Raw genomic sequence first — 24,154 nt, 5'->3', positions numbered from 1 at the left:
GATACTGGCGCCGAATCTTGAAAGCGAACTGGTGGCCTTCCAGGCCGTGGCGGCGAAGAATGGCTTCGATAATCTGCGGCGCGGTCTTTCTCTGATAGACACGGCTTGCCTTGGTCAGCGTCAGCAAGGCGACCTTCGGGCGCAACTCCATTTCATAGGCGCAGAAGTCGCGGGTCTGACGGGTTTTTGAAAAGCGGAAGATGCAGCCGGAGAATTGCCGAGGTTCGGAGCCGTCGCCCGGGTCGATCGAGAACGTGGCATCGCGGCGCACGTACTCCATCCGGTCCAGGTCCATCGGATGGGTCAATCGGATCTTGACGCTGTAGGGCTCGCCCAGGCGCTCTACTGCCTCGAATGACACCACGGAGAGGCCGGCAGCATTATTCGCTCCGAGCACCTTCAGGTGATAGGGCTGCAGTCCAGTCACGGACCTTGGCAGCCCGTCGCCCCATGATTTCAGTTCGTCCGTCACATCCATCACTGTTGCTTGCTCCTTACCAGCCGTGATCGCGTTCTCCGAACAGGCCATCGCTTGCGACGCGAGGCCGACATTCTCGTGCGTCAAAACCTTACGCCGCTATCCAACAGGCGAGAACAGCCGATGCGTCGCGCAAACAACAGAAACAGAACAAAATCTGAAATAATATTTTTATGATTTACAGATATTTATTTTTCCTTATTAAAAGCACGAATTATAAAATACAAGATATTCCGATATATATATTTTTAACTCGGATGAGCCCCAGCCGGGGCGAACGACAAACCCTTCACCGGGGCTAGGCGCAGGCAGAGCGGCCGCCTGCAGCAGCACTACCGGGAGACAAATGGAAAAGGCAATGTGAACCGGCAAGCGCGCCAAACAGCCCGGCGCCAAGCGCTGGGACATCATCGATGAGACGAGGTCCCAACCAAGCTACGAGAGTTGCAACAAGCGGGATGAGTGAGCAGGCTAAAAGTGGAAGCGACCGGGGCCGACCGCCGTATGGATATCCAGAAAACAAAACAGCCGCTTGTGTAAGCGGCTGTTTTGCAAGGAAATTTTTGGGGTGGCTGATGGGACTCGAACCCACGACGACAGGAATCACAATCCTGGACTCTACCAACTGAGCTACAGCCACCGTAGAGATTTTTCGCTGACAGATACGTCGATCAGCGAAGAACAAGACTATACAAGGATCTGGAGCGGATGGCTAGTATCCCGCACAAAAAAATTTAAAAAGATGTGAGACCCGTCACCGGCTTCCCACCCACTTCGCCTCCAGCAGTATGGCTTCCTTGATCGCCGCGATCGTGTCGGCCTCGGTCGGGAACAGCCCGAGCAAACGCTTCGATTTGCCGTTCAGCACGTCGCGCTGCAACGCCTTGCCAGATTCCATGGAGGTTCCCGGATGCCAGCAATAACGCGCGGTCCATTTCCCGTCCTGAAGTTGCTCCGCTACCCAGATCACCCGGTAGTCTTCAAACACCTCACCGAATGGCTCGTCCGTTTCCATTTGATACCTCCAGGACTCGTTCCCGACCCTTCGCGCTGATCCACTCGCTTCCGAGCGTTCCGCGCTTCGCAACTGGCAAGCCCTGCCGCATTTACTCCCCCACTGGAACCGCACAGTTTGCCTGTGCGATTCACCCCCCTATGTCGGCTGACGCGACATTGACCGGCATCCTAGCATGGTCGCGACGCAGAGCCTCAATCGCCCACCGATGCCCGTAAGGTGAGGCGGCAATGGCCGGTATCGACGGGGGCTGCACCAAAAATGCCGCCACGTGCCCTACCAATGCAGGGTTCTGCCTCTTTTGGTGCTGTTAGATACTCTTTCGCGAGGGACATTGACCCCCCTCGACATTCCCGACAGGCGACGACTCTCACGAGTATCGCCTGCTTTTTTTGGCGGAACTCTTTCGTCACTTACCAATCGAAGCGCTTGCTCGACAAAAAAAAGAGCCCGCCGTAGCGGACTCTTAAATTAGCGATCTCAATGCCCTGAAGGCCTTTTCAATGTAGTCCAGCCATTTCTCGGTCGCCATCCGTGCAAACCCACGGTGGATGTTGCATCTTCGAGACGCAAAAAAAAGCCCGCACACGGCGGGCTCAATAATCAGTTGAAGAAAGCCCTGTATTCGAGGGCAGGCACAGTGTAAGAACATGAGGCAGCGCTGGCGAATTAGGGGAATCCCTTTGCCGGCGCGGGTTTCCGGCCAGAACCGTGGTCAGACACCGGTATGCGATACATTTCGCGCGCCATGCACAGAATGACCGTTCGAAATTAGAGCCTTTCTTCGACGCGCCCGCCTCAGCGTCGTCACACTAGGCCGCCTCCAGCATGTCAGGACGCAGATGTGATCGCGCCTCTTCGAACAACGCGTCGACATCCGTACGAATGCGTGCCGCATTCATTCGGCGCGAATCGGAAAGCACCCTGCGCCACCCTCTTCCACCAAAAACGCCGCGATGGAGGCCCAGCATATGGCGCGTTGCGGCCCCCATAAAGCCCCCATTCTCCACAATCTCACCGATATACGCCTGCATCGTAAGTTCCGCGTCGCCGCGCGTGGGAATGGGCGTGGTGGCGCCATAGTAGCGCTGGTCCATTTCCGCAAGAAAATACGGATCGTGATAAGCCTGCCGGCCAATCATCACGCCGTCCACATGTTGGAGATGTTCGGCGATTTCGACGTGGGACACGACGCCGCCATTGATCAGTATTTCGAGCTGCGCGAACTCGCGTTTCAATTGGTAGGCCACTTCGTAACGCAGCGGCGGTATCTCCCGATTTTCTTTCGGGCTCAGCCCTTTGAGAATCGCATTCCGGGCGTGAACGATAAATGTTTCGGAACCCGCCTCGGCTACCGTTCCCACAAAATCGCGCACGAAACCATAATGTTCAATCGTGTCGATGCCGATTCGATGTTTCACTGTCACCGGCACATCAACAGCATCCCGCATAGCCTTCACGCAATCCGCCACCAATTGCGGCTCCGCCATCAGACACGCGCCAAACGCGCCGCGTTGCACCCTCTCCGAGGGACATCCGCAGTTCAGGTTGATTTCCTTATAACCCCACTGCTCCCCCAACTTGGCAGCCTTTGCAAGGTCGGCCGGCTCGCTGCCCCCAAGTTGCAGCGCGACAGGATGCTCGGCGGCGTTGAAATCCAGATGCCGTGCCACATCGCCATGCAACAGCGCGCCGGTCGTTACCATCTCCGTGTAAAGCCACGTGTGGCGGCTTAGCGCGCGATGAAAGGTGCGGCAATGGCGATCGGTCCAGTCCATCATCGGAGCAACCGAGATGCGGCGCGGATTTACAGTCATGCTGATGCAGATATGGCGTTTGGGTAGCAAGGGCGCGACGGGATCGCACGCGAAGAGCCCGAAGTATACGCGAGGTAAATATTCACCGCAGTGCAGCGGATACGCCACATGCATTTGTCGTTGGCAGAAATGCAAAGCGACGCCACGAAGGCGTCGCTTTGCTGACTTGCCGCTCGCAACTTAATGCATGAACAGCCAGATCAGGATGAGAACAAAGGCGGGTACGCCAAGAATCCAAGCGATGATATACGGCATGATGGGCCTCCTTGTCTGTAGTGGTGAGCGTGAGTTCACTATAGAAAGGAGGCGACGTCGCCGATGTCAGGCCCGTCCGCTTTGCATTGTAGGACGGGGCCGACGCGGATCTGCTGGCTAGCGTGCGGCGTTCTTCTCAACCCACGACGCGAATGTCGAGAGGTATTTGCCGAGAAAGCCTCTCGTGGATTCATTGGCGATGCCGCCCTGCTCGTCGAACAGTTTGTCGACGCCGCTGATGTATGCCTCAGGCTGCTGCAGCACGGGTATATTCAGGAAGACCAGCGACTGCCGCAAATGGTGGTTGGCGCCGAACCCGCCAATATTGCCAGGGGACGCGCTGATGACACCGCCGGGCTTGCCATCCCAGGCGCTTTTTCCATAAGGCCGGGAGCCGATGTCGATGGCATTCTTCAGCACGCCTGGCACAGAGCGGTTGTATTCCGGCGTCACGAACAACACTGCGTCCGCGCGCCGGATCCGGTCGCGGAATGCCGTCCATTCCGCGGGCGGATGATCGTCCTCATCCTGGCAATAGTGGGAAAGCTGGCGAATCTCGACGATATCGAGCTTGAGTTGTGGCGGCGCCATGGCTGCAAGAGCCTTGGCCAATTTCAGGTTCAGGGATTCCTTGCGCAAACTTCCCACCAGTACGGCGACATCACGAGGATTGCTCATTACGGCTCCTTTCCTGTTCACACGATTTCGAAGTGATGAAAGACCAGCCCCGTATCCCGGCATCCGGAAAACCCAGGGCTAGACCAACCGTCACTCTACTCGACTTGCTTTGGCCGCGCCGATGCGAGCGTCAGCCGCCCAACTTGGCCAGCGGATGTTCTTCGCGCCGCCATTTGCTATCGAAAAATGCGCGCACTCGTGCTGGCGTCACGTCATCGAGCCGGGCGGGATTCCACTTGGGCTGATGATCCTTGTCGATAACTAGCGCGCGGATCCCTTCGATGCCGTCGCCGTGGCGGAATATGTCATACATCATGTCGAGTTCCATGCGCAGCTCGTCTTCCAGCGTCATGGCGCGGGCGCGACGAATCTGCTCCAGCGTGACGCACAACATCAACGGCGAGCGACTGCGCAGCGTGGCGGCCGTCTGTGCGGCCCAGTCACTTTCGGTATCGCTGACAGCGGCCAGGATGTCGTGCATCGTCGGTCGCGCAAACAGCGTGTCGATGCGGTCCGCCTGTCGGGCGAGATTGCTGTCCGCGGGTACGATATCGGCGCGATGCGCATGCGTGGCATCGGCAATGTGCGCAAGTACAGCGTCGCCGCTTTCAAAGGACCGCGCCTGCATCGACGCAACGAGCTCGGCCAGAACATTGGACGGCAAGTAGGCATCCGCCAGTTGCGCAAAAATCGCGTCGGCCGCGCCGATAACAACGCCCGAAAGCCCCAGGTATTCGCCGATGCGCCCCGGTGTGCGCGCGAGGAACCAGCCTCCGCCGACATCGGGAAACAGGCCGATGTTGGTCTCCGGCATCGCCATCTTTGTTCGGTCGGTCACGATGCGCACCTTGGCCCCTTGCGAGATGCCCATGCCGCCACCCATCACCACGCCGTCCATCAACGCTACGTAAGGTTTGCGATAACGATGGATCAGGAAGTTGAGCGCGTATTCCTCGACAAAGAACTGATCGAGCAGTGGGTCATTGGCGAGATAGGCCTGATGGAACCAGCGGATGTCTCCGCCGGCGCAAAAGGCCTTGCCCCCTGCGCCTGCCACCACCACGGCGTGTACGCCGGGGTCATTCTCCCAACCCTGCAGCGCCTCGGTCATCGCTCGAATCATGTCGAGCGACAGAGCGTTGAGGGCCTGCGGGCGCGTGAGTGTCAGATACGCCACGCCGCCGCGCAGTTGCGTCGATACAAACTCCGTCATTTCGGTCTCCGTTCTTGTGGGCACCGATTTTACGCCACCCATGAGGCCGGAATTCGACGACGGCGATCTTTTCAGAATCGGCTCATGCAAGACGGAATGCGGACATAAGAGACTTCATCCGCTGAGCCTGGTCCTCGAGCGAACCCGCCGCCGCCGCTGCCTGCTCGACAAGCGCGGCGTTCTGCTGCGTCATGCCGTCCATATGCGAGACCGCGACATTGACCTGTTCAATGCCACGCGATTGCTCATCGGAGGCCGCACTGATGCCGCCGATGATATCGGTTACGCGCCGCACCGCCTCGACGATGTCCTGCATCGCCTGGCCAGCGTCGTGAACCAGCGACGTCCCTTCGCGCGCGCTGCTCACGGATGCGCTGATCAGGGTGCGAATCTCGCGCGATGCGCCGGCGCACCGTTGCGACAGATCGCGCACATCGCCAGCCACCACGGCAAAGCCGCGCCCATGTTCACCCGCACGCGCGGCTTCCACGGCAGCGTTCAGTGCCAGGATATTGGTCTGGAACGCGATCTTCTCGATCACGTCGATGATGTCGACGATCTTGTTCGCGCCAGTGTCGATCTGCAGCATCGTGGATTGCACGCGCGACACGGCGTCGTTGCCGCGTTCGGCCAACGTGCGGGCGTCGATGGCCAGCGTACTGGCCTCGCGCGCGCTGTCGGCATTGTGTCGCACCGTGCTCGTCAACTGCTCCATGCTCGACGCGGTCTCTTCCAGCGAGGCGGCCTGTTGCTCGGTGCGTTGCGACAGGTTGGCATTGCCGCTGGCAATCTGCTGGCTGGCCGCGGCGATCGAGTCGGCGCCGCCGCGCACTTCGCCAACCATGGCCGCCAGGCGCGCCTGCATGCGATCGAGCATCCCGAGCATACGACTCGTCTCGTTCTTCGCATGCTCGTCGGCATCCACCGACGCATCGCGACCCGAGGAGCCGAGATCGCCATCGGCCATGCGCGCGAAGCGGGCGATTGCGATATCGAGCGGCTTTACGATCGACGCACGCAGGCGCCAGGCCACCACGGTGCTGAACGCAATGCCCACGCAAAGCACGATAATCGACAGCGTCAACAGTGCGTCATAGCGATGTTGCGAGCTTTCGTAAACGCTCTTTGCGCTCGCCACCTGCAAGCGGGCGAGCTCGGTGTTGACCGCGGTAAATGCGATGTCCAGTTTCGGAATCGTCTCCATCACGGCCTTCATCATCGCGTCGCGATCCCCAGCGTGCAGCGCTGCGATCATTGGCGCCACGCCCTGGCTGAACAATGCCTTGCGCTTTTCAGACACATCGTCGGTCGCGCGCGTCTGCTCCGCGGTGCGCGGAATCGCCAGGTACGCCTGCCATGCCGCGTCGGACTGGCGCGCAAAACCCTGGGCCGTCGCAGCACGCGCCTTTGCGTCAGCGGGATCCGTAGCAAAGGCGGCCTGGTCCAGCAGCACGCGGACGAGCAATTGGTTCGATCGCGCTTCGGCCAGGTAAGTCGCCGCCGACAGTTGCTGCTGATAAATCTGGCGCGTGGCATCGTTGCTGCGCGACATGCCGAACCATCCAACCATGCCGACAATCAGCAGCAACAAGTTGGTGACAATCGTAAGGAGCCACAAACGGGCGCCAATCGTGGTGTTGCGAAACATGGGGCGATCTCTCCGTGGTAATGGCGGCCACTCCTCCGTTAGCCGTCGCCCCAATGACGGCAAGCCGAGGGGCGTACTTGATCCCACCGCGGTGATAGTCTGTGCTGCATTTTCGTGATACCTCGCTGGCGCGCCGCATGCGCCACTCGTGTGGCGCCCGCGGCCGTATGGAGGAAAACTTCCATACGCTTTAACCGAAAATATGCACACTGGCGCCATGACGCTCCCCAGCCCTGCTCCTGACACTGACGGTTTCGACCCCGGCCTGATCCTGATGGCCTTCGCACCGGTATTCCTGCTGACGATTGCCTGGGAGGCGTGGTATTGGTCGCGGCGGGACCGCTCGGTGTACAGCTGGCGCGACACGCTTTCGAATGCGTCGCTGGCCTTGATGCATCAGGCGTCGGATGCGTTCTTTCTTTGGCTGATGGTCCGCACGGTTTATACGTGGTGTTTCAACCATGGGCTGCGGCTGGTGCCGGAGACATGGTGGTCGTTCGGTCTACTGCTGCTACTGCAGGATTTTCTTTATTACTGGTTTCACCGGGCCAGTCATCGCGTCCGCTGGATGTGGGCGTCGCATGTGGCTCACCATTCATCGGAGGGCATGAATTTCTCGACGGCGTTCCGGCAGAGCCTGACCTATCCGATATCCGGCATGTGGATTTTCTGGATCCCGCTCGCTTGGATCGGCTTTACACCAAACTGGGTCATCCTGGCGGTCGGCCTGAATCTGGCCTTTCAGTTCTTCGTCCACACACGGCTGGGACGCCGTTGGCCGCGCGTGGAAATGCTGGTGAATACGCCGAGTGTCCATCGTGTGCATCACGCGAAAAATGCGCAATATATCGATCGCAACTATGCAGGTGTGCTGACGATCTGGGATCGCTTGTTCGGCAGTTTTGTCCCGGAAACCGAGCCGTCGCAATACGGCATCACGCGCCAGATTCGCACGCACAATCCGCTGACGCTGACATTTCACGAATGGCGCGACATGTTTGCCGATGTACGGCGCGATCGGGATTTGCGGTATTTGTGGAAAGCGCCGGAATGGCGGAGCCCGGCATCGCGGTCCGTCGCAGCCGATCTGACTGCCATGCGAGCCAATCCATTCCATACCGGCGATCACTAAGCGGCTCCGCAGAAAACTCAAATACGGCAGGCAATAAAAAACCGCGTCACCAGGACGCGGTTTTTTATGCGGCGAGTTATTACAGCTTTACACCGCTTCGCGCGACGCGCGCTTGCGCTCGTGTTCCTTCAGATAACGCTTGCGCAGACGAATGCTCTTCGGCGTGATTTCAACCAGTTCATCGTCGGCGATAAATTCAACAGCGTATTCCAGCGACATCTGGATCGGCGGCACCAGGCGCACGGCTTCATCGGTACCCGATGCGCGCACGTTGGTCAGCTGCTTGCCCTTGATCGGGTTGACGACCAGGTCGTTGTCGCGGCTGTGAATGCCGATGATCATGCCTTCGTACAGCGCATCGCCCGGCTTCACGAACATGCGGCCGCGATCCTGCAGCTTCCACAGTGCATAGGCCACGGCGTCGCCATCATCCTGCGAGATCAGCACGCCATTGTGACGTTCGCCCAGGCCGCCCTCGCGCACCGGTGCGTAGTCGTCGAAGATATGGCTGATCAGGCCGGTACCGCGCGTCAGCGTCAGGAATTCGCCCTGGAAGCCAATCAGGCCCCGCGCCGGAATACGATATTCCAGACGCGTACGGCCCTTGCCGTCCGAAGCCATGTCGAGCAGTTCACCCTTGCGGCGGCCCAGCTCTTCCATCACCGAACCCTGGTGGCCGTCTTCGACGTCCACGGTCAGCAGTTCGTACGGCTCGTGCTTGACGCCGTCGATTTCCTTGAACACCACGCGCGGACGCGATACGGCCAGTTCGTAGCCCTCGCGGCGCATATTTTCCAGAAGAATCGTCAGGTGCAGTTCACCACGGCCCGAAACTTCGAAAATCGTGTCGTCGCCGGTGTCGGCCACGCGCAGCGCCACGTTCGACTTCAGCTCACGGTCGAGGCGCTCGCGCAGCTGGCGGCTGGTGACGAACTTGCCTTCGCGGCCGGCCAGCGGCGACGTGTTGACGCAGAAATTCATCGTCAGCGTCGGCTCGTCCACCTTCAGCATCGGCAGCGCATCCTGGGCTTCCGGGGCGCATACGGTGCAGCCGATGCCCAGTTCCTCGATGCCGTTGATCAGCACGATGTCGCCAGCTTCCGCTTCGGAAACGATCTCGCGCTCCAGGCCGCTGAACTTCAGCACCTGGTTGATACGGCCCTTGATCGGATTGCCTTCCGGACCGAACTTGACCACCACGTCCTGCAGCGGCCGGGCGCGTCCGCGCGAAATGCGGCCAACGCCAATCTTGCCGACGTAGCTCGAGTAGTCCAGCGAGATGATCTGCATCTGCAGCGGACCGTTCGGATCGTCGTTACGCACTGGCACCTTGTCCAGCACGGTTTCGAACAGCGGCTTCATGTCGCCGTCGCGCACGTCTTCGGTCAGGCCAGCGTAGCCATTCAGGCCCGAGGCGTAGATCACGGAGAAGTCGAGCTGGTCGTCATTCGCGCCGAGCTTGTCGAACAAGTCGAAAGTCTGGTTGATCACCCAGTCCGGACGTGCGCCCGGGCGGTCGATCTTGTTGATCACGACGATCGGCTTGAGGCCGAGCGCCAGCGCCTTGCGCGTCACGAAACGCGTCTGCGGCATCGGGCCTTCCACGGCGTCCACCAGCAGCAGCACGCCGTCGACCATCGACAGCACGCGCTCCACTTCGCCGCCGAAGTCGGCGTGGCCCGGCGTATCGACGATGTTGATGTGCGTGCCGTTGTATTCGACGGCACAGTTCTTCGCGAGGATCGTGATCCCGCGTTCCTTTTCCAGGTCGTTCGAGTCCATCACCCGTTCGGCGATCTGCTGGTTGTCGCGGAAGGTGCCTGCCTGGCGCAGGAGCTGGTCGACCAAGGTGGTCTTGCCATGATCGACGTGAGCGATGATGGCGATATTACGGATGGCGCGGGTCATTCGGCGTCCCCTGAAGGCGGAGCTATCGGAAAAAATAACCCGACATTCTAGCATGTTGCACCGCGGAACACTCTATCGCTCTTCAGCATAGATCAAGGAAAGCTGTTGCGATTCTTGCAATAACCAATTTCCGTGCTTGAACATCACTTATATCTCTGCTTATATTTGCCCAAGCAAAGATTGCAGTGACAAGAGATGACCTCAACGACACAAGACGCCGAGCCCGTTGATCTGTTCGACCCTGCCTCGTACGAAATCGGCAAGAGCGTCGGGTATCTGCTGGGTCGCGCCAAGAACACGCTTTCGCAGGGGGTTGAGCAGGAAGTCGGCAGCCTGGACATGACCCATGCGCAGGCTAGTTGCTTGATGATGCTCGCCAAGCACGAGGCGACGACCGCCACGGACCTGGCGCGCAACCTCAATACCGATGCCGGCTCGGTCACCCGCCTGCTTAGCCGCATGGAAAAACGCGGCCTGATCGAGCGCACACGCCGCGACGACGATCGGCGCGTGGTGGATCTGTCCATCACGGCCGAGGGCAACGCGATGGTCGAGAAACTGCCGGCGGCGTTCTGCAATGTGATGCGCCGCCACTTCGAAGGATTCACCGCCGAGGAAATCGAAGTGCTGCGCGGCATGCTGCTGCGAATCATTGCCAATAACGGCGGCACGGACGAAGCTGGCTGCCCGTTCGATCGCAACACGGGATAGCTGCGACCGCCGCCGAACAAGTACTACAACAGTCAGTTGCCGATTCCCGATTTCGCAAGACCGCGTCCCAGCTCACACCATGAACCCCGATTACTCATCCGCCACCAGTGCGCGCCGTCACGGTCCGTGGCGCCGCACCGGCAGCCTGGCCCTTACGCTAATGGCTACCGCCGTACTTGCCGGCTGCGCGGCGCTTGGCAATTCGCATAGCACGCAGTCCATGATGCCCGCCGAATCGGTGGCCTCGCCGCAGACCTTCGCCAACGAGCACGGACAGTGGCCGTCGCAGGACTGGGTCGACCAGTTCCGCGATCCGCAACTGCGCGCGCTTGTTGACGAAGCGGTCAAGGACAATCCCAATCTGCAGGTCGCCTTCGCGCGCCTCGAGGCGTCACGCGCCATGGCGGACGCCACGCGCGCGGCCCTGTATCCGAGCGTGGACTTCGAAGGCAGCCTGGTGCGCCAGCGCTTTTCTTCTACCGACCTGTTCGAAGGCACGCCGCTGGCCGGGTCGTGGCAAAACCAGTCGCGCCTGCAGTTCGGGTTGTCGTGGGACCTCGACTTCTGGGGCAAGAATCGCGACGCGCTGGAAGCCGCGCTGTCCGACGACCGGGCCATGGCGGCTGAAAGCCAGGCTGCCCGGCTAATGCTTACGACGTCGATTGCGCGCAGCTACAACCGTCTGGCCGCGCTTTACGCGCAGCGCGATGTCGCGGAGCGGGCCATCGCCCAGCGCCGCGATCTGACCGACCTGTCGCGCCAGCGACTCGCCGCCGGGCTCGATACGCAGGTGGAAACCACCCAGGCACGCGGAACCGTGGCGGCGGCGCAGACCGACCTGCAACGTGTCGACGAGGAAATCGCACTGGCACGTAACCAAATTGCCGCACTGCTTGGCAAGGGGCCCGATCGCGGCCTGCAACTGAGCAAGCCGACCCTGCTGGCCAACGCCACGCCGCAGTTGCCGGACGACCTGACGATCAGCCTGATCGCGCGCCGGCCGGACCTCGTCGCCGCGCGCTGGCGCGTGGAGGCCGCATCCAAGGACATCAGCGTCGCCAAGAAGGAATTCCTGCCCGATGTGACGCTGACCGCGTTCGCCGGCCTGGCGTCGCTCGATCCGGCGAATCTCCTGATGAGCGTCAGCCGCACCTTCGGCGTGGGCCCGACCCTCAAGCTGCCGATCTTCGAAGGCGGGCGGCTGCGCGCCAACCTGAAGGGCAAGTATGCGCAGTACGACATCGCCGCGGCCAGCTATAACCAGACGCTGGTCGATGCGCTGCGCGAAACGGCTGACACGGTGACCAGCATTCGCAGCGTCGACCAGCAGATCAAGACGCAGCGTGAAGCGCTGGAGTTGGCCGAGCATGCTTACTCGCTATCGACCATGCGATACAAGGCCGGCCTTGGCACGCAGCTGACGGTGCTCAACGCCGAGAGCAACGTGTTGCAGCAGCGCAGACTGGCCACCGACCTGCAGGCGCGCCGTCTCGATCTGCAGATGGGGCTCATGAAAGCCTTGGGCGGCGGATACCAGGAAACCGATACGGCCGCGCACCCGGACAGCAAACGGCAAGACATGGGCCAGACCCAGGGCGCCCAGGGCTGACAAGGCCGGGCACATCCACCAGACAAGACGAAAGAAACCGTAAGAGATTCGACATGAGCACCAACCAGCAAGCAGCCCCGGCGGCTGACAACAACGGCAAGCGCAAACGCCTGATCGTCATGCTGACCGCCGCGATCGTGGTGGCAGGCGTGGGCTATGGCCTCTACTGGGGCCTGTACGGCCGTCATTTCGAGAACACCGATGACGCTTATGTGGCCGGCAACGTGGTCCAGGTGACGCCTCTGGTCGGCGGGACCGTGGTCTCGATTGCCGCCGATGACACGCAACTGGTCACTGCTGGCCAGCCACTGATCCAGCTCGATCGCGCGGACACGCAGGTCGCCATGGAACAGGCCGAGGCGCAACTCGCCCAGGCCGTGCGCGAGGTGCGCACGCTGTATGTCAACAACGGCTCGCTGGCTGCCAACGTGGCGATGCGCGAAGCCGACGTCGCCAAGGCGCGCGACGACCTGCGCCGTCGTCAGGCCATCGCCGGATCGGGCGCGGTCTCGAACGAGGAAATCTCGCACGCGCAGACCGCGCTGAAGGCGGCCGAGTCGGCACTGGTCGCCGCGAAGGAGCAACTGGCGTCGAATCAGGTGTTGACCGACCAGACCACTGTCGAGAAGCATCCGAATGTGCAGCGCGCGGCGGCGAATCTGCGTTCCGCCTATCTCGCTTTCGTGCGCTCGACCATGCCGGCGCCTGTCACGGGCTACGTCGCCAAGCGTTCGGTGCAGGTCGGCCAGCGCGTGGCAGCCGGCACGCCGCTGATGGCCGTGGTTCCGCTCGATCAGGTCTGGGTCGACGCGAACTTCAAGGAAGTTCAGATCACCCACATGCGCATCGGCCAGCCCGTTGAACTCGAAGCCGATGTCTATGGATCGAAGGTCAAGTACACGGGCCATGTGGAAGGCTTCTCCGCCGGAACGGGCGCCGCGTTCTCGTTGCTGCCGGCACAGAACGCCACCGGGAACTGGATCAAGGTGGTGCAGCGCCTGCCGGTGCGCATCGCGCTGGACCCGCAGCAACTGAAGGACCATCCGCTGCGCGTGGGCCTGTCGATGAATGTCACGGTCGATGTGCGCAAGGAAGAAGGCGCGGCGCTGGCGACGGCCAATGCCGCCAAGCCGCTGCAGACCGACGTCTACGACAAGGTGGCGCAGGACGCCGATGCACTGATCGCCCGCATCATCGCGGTCAATAACGGCGGCCGCGTGGCAGCGCCGTCGGCCACGGGCGCATCCCGGCCCGCGGCAACGCCCAAGCCCGCCAACACCTGATGTGCACGACTGGCTGACCGCCCATGGCTAATTCCACTACCGCAACGCCGGACGCAGGCGCGGCGCCGGCGCCCAAGCCGGCCCCCGCGCGCCCGGCCGCGCATCCGCCGCTGTCAGGCGGCAAGCTGATTCTGGGCACCATCGCGCTGTCGCTGGCGACGTTCATGAACGTGCTCGACTCGTCGATCGCAAACGTGTCGATTCCAGCCATTTCGGGCGACCTCGGAGTCTCGCCGAACCAGGGCACCTGGGTGATCACGTCGTTCGCCGTGGCCAATGCCATCTCGGTGCCGCTGACGGGCTGGCTGACCACGCGCTTCGGCGCGGTGCGGCTGTTCGTGCTGTCGATCCTGTTGTTCGTGATTTCGTCATGGCTCTGCGGCGTGGCGCCCAACCTCGAAACGCTGCTGGCGGCGCGCGTGCTGCAAGGCGCCGTGGCCGGCCCGATGATCCCGCTGTCGCAGTCGCTTCTGCTGGCCAGCTATCCAGCGGCCAAGAGTTCGATGGCACTGGCGTTATGGGGCATGACGACACTGGTCGCGCCGATCATGGGGCCGCTGCTGGGCGGCTGGATTTCGGACAACATGACGTGGCCGTGGATCTTCTACATCAACGTGCCAATCGGCATTCTCACGGCCTATGTCACTTGGGCGATCTACCGCGACCGCGAGACGCCGATCAAGATCCTGCCGATCGACCGCATCGGCCTCGCGCTGCTGGTGATCTGGGTGGGGTCGATGCAGCTGATGCTGGACAAGGGCAAGGAGCTCGACTGGTTCCATTCGACCGTGATCGTTGCGCTCGCCGTGATCGCGATTGTCGGATTCCTGTTTTTCCTGGTGTGGGAGCTTTACGAAAAGCATCCGATCGTCGACATCCACCTGTTCAAGGGGCGCAACTTCGCGGCCGGGGTGGTGGCCATTTCGGTGGCGTACGGGCTGTTTTTCGGAAATCTGGTCATCCTGCCGCTGTGGCTGCAGACCATCATCGGCTATACCGCGACCGACGCCGGTCTGGTCACCGCGCCGGTGGGCATCTTCGCGATCATTCTGTCGCCTATCATCGGCCGCGTGTTGCCGAAGGTGGACGCCCGCTGGGTGGCGACCGCCGCGTTCATGACATTCGGCGTGGTCAGTTTCATGCGGGCCGGCTTCACCACAGGCGTGGATACACGTGCGTTGGTGATCCCCACGCTGATCCAGGGCGCCGCGATGGCGATGTTCTTCATTCCGCTGACGTCGATCATTCTGTCGGGACAGCCGCCGGAGAGAATTCCCGCGGCGTCAGGGTTGTCGAATTTCGTCCGGATCACGTTCGGCGCAATTGGCGCGTCGATCTCGACGACAATCTGGGAAAACCGCTCGGCGCTGCATCACGCGCAGTTGGTCGAGCAGATCAATCCTTACAACCCGGCATACCAGTCGCAGCTCGATCACCTGATGCAAATGGGCATGTCGAAAATGCAGGCGATCGGATTTATCGAGCGGAATATCTCGCAGCAGGCCTCGATGCTTGGCGCCAACGATATCTTCTGGATTTCCGGCGTGCTGTTTTTCGCGCTGATCGTCTTTGTCTGGTTGACCAAACGCGCCAAGGGCGGTGGTGGCGCTGACGCGGCCGGCGCTCATTGATTCACCACGAGGCAAAAAAGGGCATCGACGCGAATCGATGCCCTTTTCTTTTGCCGATTCTGTGGATTTCAACGGCCGGCGATCTCCCGACGTGCGGCACGTGCATTCGCGCCGCTCGACCAACCTGCCTTGATCAGAGCCTGACCAATCGTTCCGGACGGAGCGCGCCATCCTTCATGCGCGCGACGCCGAGCAGTTGGCCTTCGCCGTAGACCCGCGCCAGCGATCCCTCTTCGGGCGCCTGGCCGGCAGGCAAGTCGCGACGCGCGATGCGTTGGCCTTGTAGGAAACGCGCGGCCGAAGCGGCGTCGAGATGCACGGGCACGCAGCGCTGCAGCAGCGCGTCGACGGGCGCCAGCAAGGATGGACGCAGGTCATCGGACTGCGCCTCGATCTGTTCGAGCGTGACAGCGCCGTCCAGCGTGAGATCGCCTACCCCGATGCGGCGCAGGCCTGTCAGGTGCGCCCCGCAGCCGAGCGCCTCGCCGATATCCTCGGCCAGCGTGCGGATATAGGTGCCTTTGCTGCACGTCACGCGCATCGTGAACGATGGCGTCGCGCCTTGCAAATCGGCGTCGAGCAGCGTGATCGCGTGGATCGTGACGCGGCGCGCCGCGCGCTCGATGGTCTGCCCTGCCCGTGCGTATTCGTACAACGGCTTGCCGTCTTTCTTCAGCGCCGAATACATCGGCGGCACTTGGTCGATTTCGCCCGTGAATCGCACGAGCGCGGCGTCTAGCGCGCTCTTATCGCACGTCACCGCACGCTGCGTAACGATATCGCCTTCCACATCGCCAGTGGTCGTGGTCGCGCCGAGCCGCACTACTGCCTCGTAGGTTTTGTCCGCGTCGAGCAGATCCTGCGAGAACTTGGTGGCCTCGCCAAAGCACAGCGGAAGCAGCCCGGTGGCCAGGGGATCGAGCGTGCCGGTGTGGCCCGCCTTGTTCGCACGCAGCAGACGCTTGGCGCGCACCAGCGCATCGTTGGACGACAGCCCGAGCGGCTTGTCCAGCAGCAGCACGCCATGCACGTCACGGCGCGGCAGCCGGGGCGGACGTTGGGCTTGGGAATCAGTCATTGGGAAAAAAGAAAGCGAAGCCGGCCGCAGCGTGCCGGCTCGCGGAATGCACTGGAGACTTACTCGTCGTCCCTGGCGCGCGTTGAATTCGCTTCGTTGATCAGCTTCGACATCTCGATTGCACGTTCCACGGACGTATCGTGATGGAAATGCAGCGTCGGCACCGTATGGATATGCAGGCGCTTGAACAACAGGGAATGCAGATAACCGGCCTTTTCCCGAAGGATGGCGGCTGCCACCTCGGGCTCGGCGCCGAGCACCGTGAAATACACCTTGGCATGCGCGTAATCCGGCGTCAGCGACACCGATTGCAGCGTCACCAGCCCCAGGCGCGGATCGCGAAGCTCGCGCTGGATCATTTCGGCCAGTTCCTTCTGGATCTGGTCCGACAGGCGGAGATTACGGGAGGAAATATTGCCTTTCTTGGCCATGCAAAATCGTCGTGAACCGAAGTGAAAACGGCAGGCTGGTGCCTGCCGTTTTTTCGTATCGCCTTACAGCGTACGTGCCACCTCGGTGATTTCGTACACCTCGAGTTGGTCGCCTTCCTGAACGTCGTTGAAGTTCTTGATCGACAAACCGCACTCGAAGCCCTGCTTGACTTCCTTGACGTCGTCCTTGAAGCGCTTGAGCGAATCGAGTTCTCCGTCGTGAATGACCACGTTGTTCCGCAGCACGCGTACCAGCGAGGTCCGCTTGACCAAACCGTCTGTGACCATACAGCCGGCCACGGCGCCGATCTTCGGCACGCGGAACACCTGGCGAACTTCCACCTGACCGATGGTCGTCTCGCGCTTTTCAGGCGCCAGCATGCCCGACATCGCCGCCTTGATCTCGTCTACCGCATCGTAAATGATGTTGTAGTAGCGGATGTCGATACCGTTGTGCTCGGCGAGCTTGCGCGCACCGGCATCGGCGCGCACGTTGAAGCCGATGATCACAGCCTTGGAAGCCGTGGCCAGGTTGACATCGGATTCCGAGATGCCACCCACGCCACCGTGCACAATCTGCACACGCACTTCGGCGGTCGACAGCTTCTGCAGCGACTGCACCAGCGCCTCCTGGGAGCCCTGCACGTCCGCTTTCACAATCAACGGCAGCGTCTGGACTTCGCCTTCGGTCATCTGCTCGAGCATCGTTTCCAGCTTGGCCGCCTGCTGCTTGGCCAGCTTGACGTCGCGGAACTTGCCTTGACGGAACAGGGCGATTTCACGCGCCTTGCGCTCGTCCGGCAGCACCAGCACTTCTTCGCCAGCCGCAGGCACTTCCGACAGACCCTGGATTTCCACCGGGATCGACGGACCAGCTTCCTTCGCCGGCTTGCCGTTTTCGTCCAGCATGGCGCGAACGCGGCCATAGGCGCTGCCCGCCAGCACGACATCGCCGCGCTTGAGCGTACCGCTGCTGACCAGGATCGTCGCGATCGGGCCCTTGCCCTTGTCGAGCTGGGCTTCCACCACCAGACCCTTGGCCGGTGCATCGACCGGCGCCTTCAGTTCCAGCACTTCGGCCTGCAGCGATACCTGCTCGAGAAGTTCGTCGATACCGAGACCGGTCTTGGCCGACACCGGCACGAAAGGCGAATCGCCACCGTACTCTTCCGGCACGACCTGCTCGGCCACGAGTTCCTGCTTGACGCGGTCCGGGTTAGCTTCAGGCTTGTCGATCTTGTTGATCGCAACCACGATCGGCACACCGGCAGCCTTGGCGTGCGCGATGGCTTCCTTGGTCTGCGGCATCACGCCGTCGTCGGCGGCTACCACCAGAATGACGATGTCGGTCGCCTTGGCGCCCCGTGCACGCATTGCCGTGAAGGCCTCGTGACCCGGGGTGTCGAGGAACGTGATCACGCCGCGATCGGTTTCCACGTGGTAGGCGCCGATATGCTGCGTAATACCGCCGGCTTCGCCCGCGGCAACCTTGGTGCGGCGGATGTAGTCCAGCAGCGACGTCTTGCCGTGGTCGACGTGACCCATCACGGTCACCACCGGCGGACGCGGCAGCGCTTCGGCGTCCGAGTGGTCTTCACCATCGGTTACCAGCAACGCTTCCGGATCGTCCAGCTTGGCGGCGTACGCCTTGTGGCCCATTTCTTCCACCACGATCATGGCGGTTTCCTGGTCCAGCACCTGGTTGATCGTGACCATCTGGCCGAGCTTCATCATCTGCTTGATGACCTCGGATGCCTTCACGGCCATCTTGTGCGCCAAATCGGCCACCGAGATGGTTTCGGGCACGTGCACTTCGCGCACCACCGGTTCGGTAGGCGCCTGGAAGTTGCTGCGGCCGTCATCGGCATGCTGCTTGCCGCCACGGCCACGCGGGCCGCTGCGCCAGCCGCCGGTGCCGCCAGAAGAGTCGCCACGCGTCTTCAGACCGCCGCCCTTCTTGCCACGGGAGCTTTCGTCCTGCCACGTGCCGGTCTTGGCGCCCTTGCCGCCCTTCTTGTCGGCGGTCGCGGTGGTAGTGGTGGCGGCCGGAGCCGTCACAACCTTCTTGTCGTCCTTCTTCGCTTCGGTGGTCGCGCCGGCCGGCTTCACCGGCTTGTGCAGCGTACCGGTCTGCTCGGCCTTCTTTTCCTCGGCCTTGCGTTCCGACGGCGCCTTCAGCACGCGCGCCGGCGCATTCAGCATTTGCTGGATGGCGCGGGCTTCGGCTTCGGCGGCTTCACGGCGGCGACGCGCAGCGGCGTCCTGGTCGGCGCGCGCCTTGTCTGCGGCTGCCTTGGCGCTGTCCTGCTCGACGCGCGCCTTGTCGGCCGCTGCCTTGGCATCGTCGGCATTCTTCTGCGCCTGAACACGTTCGGCGGCCAGCCGCGTCTTGTCGTCCTCAGCCTTCTTGCGAGCGGTTTCCTCGGCGGCTTCGGCGGCGGCACGCGATGCGGCAGCCTCTTCTTCGGCCTTCTGAGCCAGCAGTTCGGCCTGGCGACGCTGCTCGGCTTCCAGCGCTTCCTGACGGGCGCGGCGCTCGGCTTCCTCGCGCTCGGCGGCCTCGCGGGCTGCCTGGGCTTCGGCTTCCTGACGGGCCAGCGCCTCGGCTTCCGCGCGACGCTGTTCTTCGTCGCGGCGCGCCTGTTCGGCGGCGGCTTCCACCGACTCCTGCGTATCGGCGCCGTCGCCGTGTGAATCGGCCTCGTCACGCTTGATCAGGACGCGCTTCTTGCGCACTTCCACCTGCACCGTACGGGTCTTGCCCGTGGAATCGGATTGGCGGATTTCAGAGGTCTCGCGCTTGGTCAACGTAATTTTTTTGCGTGCGCTGTCGTCGGCCTGGCCGTGCGACCGCTTCAGGTAATCCAGCAGTCGGGTCTTGTCCGATTCGGTAATGATGTCTTCAGGCTTTGCCTTGCCCACCCCAGCTGCCTGCAATTGTTCCAGCAGTGCAGCAGGGCTGCGGCTCAGTTCTGCGGCCAGTTGGGCAACTGTTGTGCTTGCCATTCAAACCCTTTCAATGCTCGGTTTCTACGTCGGGACAATTTGTATGCGGAAAGCGCGCCAGGGTCGCGAAACCCCGGCGTGTCCCTCAGTTAAACCAATGTTCCCGTGCTTTCATGATCAGCGCCTTGGCGTCATCCTCGCTGACACCGGCCATCTCGACCAGTTCGTCGACGGCCAGTTCGGCCAGATCGTCGCGCGTGTGAATGTTGCCTTCGGCCAACTTGCCGATCAGCTCGGGGGTCAGGCCGTCGAGCGAACGCAGATCCTGCGACACCTCTTCCACCTTTTCTTCCCGGGCCAGTTCCATCGTCAGCAGCGCATCGCGGGCGCGATTGCGCAGCTCGGTGACGGTATCTTCGTCAAACGCCTCGATTTCCATCATTTCACTGATGGGTACGTAGGCCACTTCTTCCAGCGTGGAGAAACCCTCTTCAATCAGGATATCCGCCACTTCCTCGTCCACGTCCAGCTTGGCCATGAACAGCTTGCGCACGACTTCGCTTTCCTCGGCCTGTTTCTGCGCCGATTCTTCCTGCGTCATGATGTTGATCTGCCAGCCAGTCAGCTCCGACGCCAGGCGTACGTTCTGACCGCTGCGACCGATGGCGATGGCGAGGTTTTCCTCGTCGACCACCACGTCCATGCTGTGCTTTTCCTCGTCCACCACGATCGACTGCACCTGCGCCGGCGCCAGCGCGCCGATCACGAACTGCGCCGGATCTTCCGACCACAGCACGATATCTACGGCTTCGCCGCCGATTTCGTTGCGCACCGCGGTCACGCGCGTACCGCGCACACCGACGCACGTGCCGATCGGATCGATACGCTTGTCATGCGCGACCACGGCGATCTTGGCGCGCACGCCCGGATCACGAGCCGCCGCCTTGATCTCCAGCAGCCCTTGCTCCATCTCGGGCACTTCATTTTCGAACAGCTTGATCAGGAAGTCAGGCGCCGTACGCGACAGTTCGATCTGCGGGCCACGCGCAGCGCGGTCCACATTGAGGATATAGGCGCGTACGCGATCGCCGGTGCGCAGATTTTCCTTCGGAATGATCTGATCGCGCGCCAGCAGCGCTTCCACGCGGCCCGATTCCACGATGAGCCCCTTCTTGTCGGCGCGCTTGACCGTTCCGGTCATGATCTTCTCGCCGCGATCCAGGTAATCGTTAAGAATCTGTTCGCGTTCCGCGTCGCGGATGCGCTGCAGGATCACCTGCTTGGCGGCCTGCGCACCGATACGGCCAAATTCGACGGATTCGATCTGCTCTTCGATAAAGTCGTCGAGCTGGATGTCCGGATTCTGTTCACGCGCTTCGAACAGCAGAATCTGCTTGTCTGGTTCCTGCAGGCCTTGCTCGTCCGGGACGACAAGCCAACGGCGGAACGTTTCGTGCTCACCGGATTCGCGGTCGATATGGACGCGGATGTCCACGTCTTCCTCGAAACGTTTCTTGGTGGCCGAGGCAAGCGCTGCCTCCAGCGCACCGAACACCACATCCTTGTCGACGTTCTTCTCGCGCGCAAGCGCGTCGACGAGCAACAGAACTTCGCGGCTCATTGCTTGTTCCCTTTTCTTTGATTTCCCTTGAAGTCGATGACAGGCACCAGGCGTGCCTTATCGACGTCGGATATGGTGAATTCCAGCAGTGCCGGGCCATCCTTGCCCTCGAATTCCAGTCCGATCTTCTCGTCCCCGGCCTCGCCCGTGGGTTCGCGCAGAATACCGACGAAATTCTTCTGGCCATTGACTGGCAGACGCAACGTCACCCTGGCTTCATCGCCCGCGAAGCGGACAAAGTCGGCCAGCTTCTTGAGCGGCCGGTCCAGACCGGGCGACGACACCTCGAGGCGCTCGTAGTCGACGTTCTCGACAGTCAGCACGTGCGTGAGCTGGCGGCTGACCTTCTCGCAATCCTCAATGACGATGCCAGTTTCAGGCTGATCGATATAGACACGCAGAAGTCCGGCCGGGGCACGCTCAAGCTCAACCAACTCGTAGCCCATGCCGATAAGGGTGGTTTCGATCAAATCTGCCAGATGCACTGTAATCCCGAGTAGTGGCTTTCAATACCTTGGCAGGTACCGGACAACACAACGTTCTGAATCGAAGTTCCGAAACGACGACCTGTAGGCTGCCCCGCCTGCCCATCATCCTTGCCAGCGCTGCGCCATGTGACGCAATACAGCCGCAAGCACGAACGGGCGAACCAAAAAAAAATGGGCGCAATGCCCATCATTCGCCCATCCCAGCCAAGGATGATACTTTTGAATAGACTTTGATTATACGCGGATTATGTCCAAAAGGCAAAAGCCGCATGGGATCCGCGGTGGAGAGGCGCCGGCCAGCGGCGCCTCCGCGCCCACTTCGTCAGCGCTGACCGCCGCGGCCACCGCCGCGCGGCCGGCGATTGCTGCCACCGCCACCCTTAGAGGCCTTTGGCATCACATTTCCATTGACTTCGCCACCGCCGCCGCGACGCGGGCGATTTCCGCCCGCATTGCCGGCGTTGTTTCCCGCGCGGCCACCGCGGCCAAGGCCCGGGCCACGCATGCCGCCGGCACCGGCGCCGCCGCCAAACTTCGTCGTATGCGAAGTGAGCGGCGCAGGACCCGATGGGATATACCCCATCGAAGTCTGCATCGGATCCGGTTGACCGCGTCCGCCGCTGCCGCCGGCACCGCGATTGCCACCGTTCTTCTCAAAGCGCGGCAGACCGTCCATGCCGGTATGCATCGGCATCCCTGCAATCGCGGCTTCCGTGCGCTGTTTCCGTCCGCCCACCTTGGTGGCGCCCTTGCCGCCGGACTGCTCCGACTTGGCCGGCGACTTCAGGCCAATGGCGTTCATCAGCGTGCGGACCTCGGTGGCTTCCAGCTCCTGCCAGCGGCCGCGCTTCAATCCTCGCGGCAGCAGGAATTGGCCGTAGCGGGTACGGATCAGACGCGACACCGTCAGCCCAACCGCCTCGAACATGCGCCGCACCTCACGGTTCCGGCCTTCTGTCAGCGCAACGTGATACCACTGGTTCACGCCCTCGCCGCCGCCGTCCGCAATTCGCAAGAAATTGGCCTCGCCGTCGTCGAGCTGAATGCCGTGCAGCAGGCGCTGGCGATCGGCCTCCGCCAGTTCGCCCAGCGTGCGCACCGCATATTCACGCTCGATGCCATAGCGCGGATGCATAAATCGATTGGCGATATCGCCGGAAGTGGTGAAGATCAACAGTCCTTCGGTATTGAAGTCCAGACGACCCACGGCCACCCACTTGCCGTTCTTGATGCGCGGCAGGTTGTCGAACACGGTCGGACGGCCTTCCGGATCCGACTGGCTGACAATTTCGCCCGACGGCTTGTGATACAGCAGCACGCGCGGCGGCTTTGTCGACACCTTGCGGTGAATCAGCTTGCCATTCACGCGCACCTGATCGGTCGGCAGAATCCGTTGCCCGATATGCGCCGGCAGACCGTTGACGGACACCCGCCCTTGAAGGATCAGCTCCTCCATCTCGCGCCGCGATCCGAGACCACCTTCGGCCAGCACCTTGTGCAGCTTCGGTGCATCGTCGTCCGACGTCAGTTCGCGTACCGGCTTGACCTTGGTCCGCGGAACGACCATCTCTTCCTGGTCGAACTGCCCCGAAATTACGAAGCGGAACAGATCTTCGGCTCCGGCCGCCGACTTTGGCGCATTGCCAGTGCCCGCGGCCGACCGCGGCGACTTTTCGCCCCCGCGTTGCTCGGATTTGTCGTTTGGCCGGCTCTGGCCCGGTTGCGTCTTGCGCTGACCGCCCTTGTTGCGTCTGCCGGGTTGCTGGGCAGCGGGCCGGTTCTCGCCATCGACGAGTGCAGCCTTGCGTTGCGGCGGCTGGCGGCGCCTGCGCTGCCCACGGCCGTCCGCTTGCGTCTCGCCTGCAGCGACTTCAGGCGCGCTGGGCGCCTGTGCGCCAGCCTCGGCACCGGCTGCCGGCTTGCGGCGTCCGCGCTTGCGGGGTGCGCCGGCGGATGCCTCGACAGGCGCTTCGGCAGGCGCGACGTCGACAGCATCGCCCTGGCCCGGATCGCGCCCTTCACGATCCTTCGAACCCTGGCGGCGCGACGCCACCAGATTGCGCAAACCACGGCGAAGCCCCTTGCGGCGCGGCGCTCCATCGGCACCATTGCCAGCATCAGGGGTCGCGCCGGAGTCTCCCGGCACGTCCGGCTGGCGGACGTCTTGCTCAGCGGAATCAGACAAAGTATTCACTATCGATGTTGCATGTTG

General features: G+C 62.0%; 18 protein-coding genes, 1 tRNA gene and 1 pseudogene. 5 read left to right on the top strand and 15 right to left on the bottom strand.

The genetic code is table 11. The features are described from left to right. The 8 genes and pseudogenes from F7R19_RS23295 to F7R19_RS30675 form a co-directional block, all read right to left on the bottom strand. Positions 1 to 478: contractile injection system protein, VgrG/Pvc8 family (locus F7R19_RS23295; RefSeq protein WP_249043170.1), on the bottom strand; the 478-nt coding region annotated here is incomplete at its 3' end. A gap of 564 nt (positions 479 to 1,042) precedes the next feature. Then, positions 1,043 to 1,118: transfer RNA gene (locus F7R19_RS23290), tRNA-His, on the bottom strand. A 114-nt stretch (positions 1,119 to 1,232) separates the two neighbouring features. Further along, a complete protein-coding gene (locus F7R19_RS23285) occupies positions 1,233 to 1,493 on the bottom strand; it encodes a hypothetical protein (RefSeq protein ID WP_061959865.1) in 261 nt (86 codons plus the stop codon). A gap of 812 nt (positions 1,494 to 2,305) precedes the next feature. Beyond that, positions 2,306 to 3,310 carry a tRNA dihydrouridine(20/20a) synthase DusA gene (dusA, locus tag F7R19_RS23280; RefSeq protein WP_150982162.1) on the bottom strand — a complete coding sequence of 335 codons (1,005 nt, stop codon included), beginning with the start codon at positions 3,308 to 3,310 and terminating at the stop codon, positions 2,306 to 2,308. A 372-nt stretch (positions 3,311 to 3,682) separates the two neighbouring features. Then, positions 3,683 to 4,243, bottom strand: coding sequence for an NADPH-dependent FMN reductase (locus tag F7R19_RS23275; protein ID WP_150982158.1), 561 nt, complete (start codon positions 4,241 to 4,243; stop codon positions 3,683 to 3,685). Positions 4,244 to 4,373: 130 nt separating this feature from the next. Further along, a complete protein-coding gene (locus tag F7R19_RS23270) occupies positions 4,374 to 5,456 on the bottom strand; it encodes an enoyl-CoA hydratase/isomerase family protein (protein ID WP_150982157.1) in 1,083 nt (360 codons plus the stop codon). Positions 5,457 to 5,538: 82 nt separating this feature from the next. Further along, positions 5,539 to 6,171 (bottom strand): methyl-accepting chemotaxis protein, encoded by a 633-nt coding sequence (locus F7R19_RS30680; RefSeq protein ID WP_409364604.1) that lies wholly within the window; start codon positions 6,169 to 6,171, stop codon positions 5,539 to 5,541. A gap of 390 nt (positions 6,172 to 6,561) precedes the next feature. Then, positions 6,562 to 7,104 (bottom strand): annotated as a pseudogene (locus F7R19_RS30675) (Tar ligand binding domain-containing protein); the annotation flags it as partial. A gap of 217 nt (positions 7,105 to 7,321) precedes the next feature. Between F7R19_RS30675 and F7R19_RS23260 the strand changes: the two are divergent. Beyond that, positions 7,322 to 8,236: a sterol desaturase family protein gene (locus F7R19_RS23260; RefSeq protein ID WP_150982156.1), complete on the top strand. Its 915-nt coding sequence runs from the start codon at positions 7,322 to 7,324 to the stop codon at positions 8,234 to 8,236. An 87-nt stretch (positions 8,237 to 8,323) separates the two neighbouring features. On the opposite strand, the gene typA is transcribed toward F7R19_RS23260, so the two are convergent. Further along, positions 8,324 to 10,144, bottom strand: a complete 1,821-nt coding sequence (gene typA, locus F7R19_RS23255) for a translational GTPase TypA (protein WP_061958085.1) — start codon at positions 10,142 to 10,144, stop codon at positions 8,324 to 8,326. Between the two features lie 195 nt (positions 10,145 to 10,339). On the opposite strand from typA, the gene F7R19_RS23250 reads away from it, so the two are divergent. The 4 genes from F7R19_RS23250 to F7R19_RS23235 all read left to right on the top strand — a co-directional run bounded on the left by F7R19_RS23250 (position 10,340) and on the right by F7R19_RS23235 (position 15,378). Next, the gene (locus tag F7R19_RS23250; protein ID WP_061958084.1) at positions 10,340 to 10,855 is read left to right on the top strand and encodes a MarR family winged helix-turn-helix transcriptional regulator; all 516 of its coding nucleotides are present in this window, start codon (positions 10,340 to 10,342) and stop codon (positions 10,853 to 10,855) included. Between the two features lie 79 nt (positions 10,856 to 10,934). Further along, positions 10,935 to 12,464: an AdeC/AdeK/OprM family multidrug efflux complex outer membrane factor gene (locus F7R19_RS23245; protein ID WP_150982155.1), complete on the top strand. Its 1,530-nt coding sequence runs from the start codon at positions 10,935 to 10,937 to the stop codon at positions 12,462 to 12,464. Between the two features lie 53 nt (positions 12,465 to 12,517). Continuing rightward, positions 12,518 to 13,747 carry an HlyD family secretion protein gene (locus tag F7R19_RS23240; RefSeq protein WP_061958082.1) on the top strand — a complete coding sequence of 410 codons (1,230 nt, stop codon included), beginning with the start codon at positions 12,518 to 12,520 and terminating at the stop codon, positions 13,745 to 13,747. 23 nt (positions 13,748 to 13,770) lie between these two features. Beyond that, positions 13,771 to 15,378 carry a DHA2 family efflux MFS transporter permease subunit gene (locus F7R19_RS23235; protein WP_061958081.1) on the top strand — a complete coding sequence of 536 codons (1,608 nt, stop codon included), beginning with the start codon at positions 13,771 to 13,773 and terminating at the stop codon, positions 15,376 to 15,378. Positions 15,379 to 15,511: 133 nt separating this feature from the next. On the opposite strand, the gene truB is transcribed toward F7R19_RS23235, so the two are convergent. The 6 genes from truB to rluB form a co-directional block, all read right to left on the bottom strand. Then, the gene (truB, locus tag F7R19_RS23230) at positions 15,512 to 16,456 is read right to left on the bottom strand and encodes a tRNA pseudouridine(55) synthase TruB (RefSeq protein ID WP_061958080.1); all 945 of its coding nucleotides are present in this window, start codon (positions 16,454 to 16,456) and stop codon (positions 15,512 to 15,514) included. Positions 16,457 to 16,515: 59 nt separating this feature from the next. After that, positions 16,516 to 16,887 carry a 30S ribosome-binding factor RbfA gene (gene rbfA / locus F7R19_RS23225; protein WP_061958079.1) on the bottom strand — a complete coding sequence of 124 codons (372 nt, stop codon included), beginning with the start codon at positions 16,885 to 16,887 and terminating at the stop codon, positions 16,516 to 16,518. 63 nt (positions 16,888 to 16,950) lie between these two features. Next, a complete protein-coding gene (gene infB / locus F7R19_RS23220; protein ID WP_150982154.1) occupies positions 16,951 to 19,893 on the bottom strand; it encodes a translation initiation factor IF-2 in 2,943 nt (980 codons plus the stop codon). A gap of 85 nt (positions 19,894 to 19,978) precedes the next feature. Then, a complete protein-coding gene (nusA, locus tag F7R19_RS23215) occupies positions 19,979 to 21,454 on the bottom strand; it encodes a transcription termination factor NusA (RefSeq protein ID WP_061958077.1) in 1,476 nt (491 codons plus the stop codon). After that, the gene (rimP, locus tag F7R19_RS23210) at positions 21,451 to 21,939 is read right to left on the bottom strand and encodes a ribosome maturation factor RimP (protein WP_061958076.1); all 489 of its coding nucleotides are present in this window, start codon (positions 21,937 to 21,939) and stop codon (positions 21,451 to 21,453) included. The genes nusA and rimP overlap by 4 nt, the downstream gene beginning before the upstream one ends. A gap of 325 nt (positions 21,940 to 22,264) precedes the next feature. Further along, complete coding sequence (gene rluB / locus F7R19_RS23205) at positions 22,265 to 24,127, bottom strand: 23S rRNA pseudouridine(2605) synthase RluB (RefSeq protein ID WP_211922782.1); 1,863 nt, start codon at positions 24,125 to 24,127, stop codon at positions 22,265 to 22,267. Positions 24,128 to 24,154: the final 27 nt, after the last annotated feature.

This window comes from Cupriavidus pauculus (genome assembly GCF_008801835.1).
Lineage (GTDB): Bacteria > Pseudomonadota > Gammaproteobacteria > Burkholderiales > Burkholderiaceae > Cupriavidus > Cupriavidus pauculus.
Note: the sequence above shows the minus strand (reverse complement) of the source record. Positions and strands in the feature narration are given on the sequence as shown.